The sequence below is a fragment of the Pseudomonas sp. BAV 4579 genome (genome assembly GCF_009765395.1).
GTDB classification, from domain to species: Bacteria; Pseudomonadota; Gammaproteobacteria; order Pseudomonadales; family Pseudomonadaceae; genus Chryseomonas; species Chryseomonas aestiva.
The window spans coordinates 1-1,770 of the sequence record NZ_WHOV01000176.1 but is presented as its reverse complement, the minus strand read 5'-3'; the positions used below and the strand labels follow the sequence as shown (position 1 = coordinate 1,770).

The window sequence follows — 1,770 nt, the reverse complement described above, 5'->3', positions numbered from 1 at the left end:
CGTCGACGACATCGCCTACCAGACCAACCTGCTGGCGCTCAACGCCGCCATCGAAGCCGCCCGTGCCGGCGAGCACGGCAAGGGCTTTGCCGTGGTGGCTGCCGAGGTACGCAAGCTGGCCGAACGCAGCCAGGTCGCCGCCCAGGAAATCGGCACCGTGGCCAAGAGCAGCGTGGCCCTGGCCGAACGCGCCGGCACCCTGCTGGAGCAGATGGTGCCATCCATCAGCAAGACCTCCGACCTGGTGCAGGAAATCGCCTCGGCCAGCGAAGAGCAGAGCAGTGGGGTGAGCCAGATCAACGGCGCCATGCTGCAACTGAGCCAGATCACCCAGCAGAACGCCTCGGCGTCCGAGGAACTGGCTGCCACCGCCGAGGAAATGAGTACCCAGGCCGAGCAGCTGCAACGCCTGATGGGCTTCTTCAATACCGGCGAAGGCCGGGTGGTACAGGACCTGGAGCGCGCGCTGGAGGCCTCGCGGCCCAGGGCCATGCAGGTCCCGGGCAAGGCCTTGCGTACGGGTACCTCGGGCGTGCCGGACGGCTACGTCTCCTTCGAATCCTGACCCCTATCCAACGGCCACCTGCAGGTGGCCTTTTTGAGACCTTCGACATGACCGTCATCAAGAAAATGCTGCTGCTGGTGCTGTCCGCGTTATTGGGCATCCTGGTGCTGGCCGGCACCGGGCAATACGAAATCGACCAGGTGTTCCAGGCGGCCAACTACGGCAACGACAACACCGTTCCCGGCCTCAAGGCGCTCGGCGAAGTCAACGACAGCCGCTCCGACTATGTGGTGGGCATCTATCGCCACGTGCTGTCGACCAGCGCTGAAACCATGACCGCCGTCGAGCAGGACCTGGCCGCGGCCAAGGAGCGTATCGGCCAGAATCTCGGCAAGTACGAGACGCTGGTCTCGGACGACCGCGACCGTGGGCTGCTGGCCGCCGATCGCGCCGCCTTCACGGCGCTGTTCAGCCTCGGCGACCAGGTCGTCGCCCTGTCGCGGCAGAATCGCAACGAGGATGCCCAGGCCCTGATGCGCAGCCGCACCGACGTGATGCTGGCGATCAACAAGGCCTTCGACGAGCACGTCAGCTACAACCAGACGCTCGCGCTGCAAGGCGTGCAGGTCGCCCAGAAGACCAAGGTCGAGGCCACCTGGCTGGCCCTGGGCATTGCCCTGGCGACCCTGCTGGCGGTGGCCCTGCTGGGCTTCTTCATCACCCGCAATCTGCTGCGTCAGCTGGGTGGTGAGCCCGCGGCCGTGGCGACCCTGGCCGGTCGCGTTGCCGCCGGCGATCTGCCTGACGACATCAAGCTGCGCGGCGACGACAAGACCAGCCTGATGGCGGCCATGCAGAACATGGTCACCACCCTGCGTGGCCTGATCAGCGAAATGAGCAGCATGTCGGCTGCCCACGACCGCGGCGAAACCGTGGTGCGCATTCCGGCCGAGCGCTTCCAGGGCGCCTATCGCAACATGGCCGAGGGGGTCAACGGCATGGTCGCCGGCCACCTGAGCGATTCCGCCAAGGCCATGGCCTGCGTCAAGAGCTTCGGCGAAGGCGATCTGTCGGTGGCGCTGGAGCGCTTCCCCGGGCAGAAGGCGGTGATCAACGACAACCTCGAACAGGTCCGCGGCAACATCCAGCGCCTGGTCGAAGACGCCAACCAGCTGAGCCAGGCGGCCATGGCCGGGCGTCTCGACACCCGTGCCGATGCCAGTGCCCACCAGGGCGATTTCCGCCGCATCGTCGCCGGCATCAAC

General features: G+C 66.5%; 2 protein-coding genes. Both read left to right on the top strand.

The features are described from left to right. Nucleotides 1–565: methyl-accepting chemotaxis protein (locus tag GSQ95_RS24115; protein ID WP_372241652.1), on the top strand; the 565-nt coding region annotated here is incomplete at its 5' end. A gap of 47 nt (nucleotides 566–612) precedes the next feature. Beyond that, nucleotides 613–1,770, top strand: a 1,158-nt coding sequence (locus tag GSQ95_RS24110) for an MCP four helix bundle domain-containing protein (RefSeq protein ID WP_178123848.1), incomplete at its 3' end; no start/stop codon positions are given.